Annotated in this window: 1 pseudogene; it reads left to right on the top strand. The window is 45.8% G+C overall.

Annotation, left to right across the window (positions count from 1 at the left end):
* A pseudogene (locus tag R7Q09_RS27460) lies at window positions 1–561 on the top strand (IS3 family transposase); the annotation flags it as partial.

Below are 561 nucleotides of genomic sequence, written 5' to 3'. Positions count from 1 at the left end.
CCTCACCGATGACACCAGAGCAAATTGAGATACGTGAGCTGAAGAAAAAACTCGCCCGTCTTGAAGAACACAATGAAATATTAAAAAAGGCTACAGCTCTCTTGATGTCGGACTCACTGAACAACTCGCGATAATCGAGAAACTCAGGCAGAGCTTTAATATAACCACCTTATGTCATGTGTTCAGTGTCCACCGCAGCAGTTACAAATACTGGCGTTGTCGCCCTAAACGTGTAACCCCTGAGTTGGTGAAACTAAAAAGACTCATTAAAGAAGTTCATATGGCAAGCAATGGCTCTGCTGGTACAAGAAGCATTGCCGATATGGTGACGACTCAGGCATAAAACTGACACGCTATCGAGCTTCTAAGATAATGAAATTATTAGGGCTGGTAAGCTGTCAAACACCGAAGCACCGATATCGAAAGGCATCACAAGAGCACGTAGAGATCCCCAACTATCTGTCTCGACAATTTGCCGTTACCGCCCCCAACCAAGTCTGGGTCGGTGATGTGACGTATGTCTGGACGGGACAGCGCTGGATGTATCTTGCTGTTGTCATA

It is taken from the genome of Vibrio sp. 2130-1, assembly GCF_033339515.1.
This window is presented reverse-complemented; position numbering and strand designations above follow the sequence as displayed.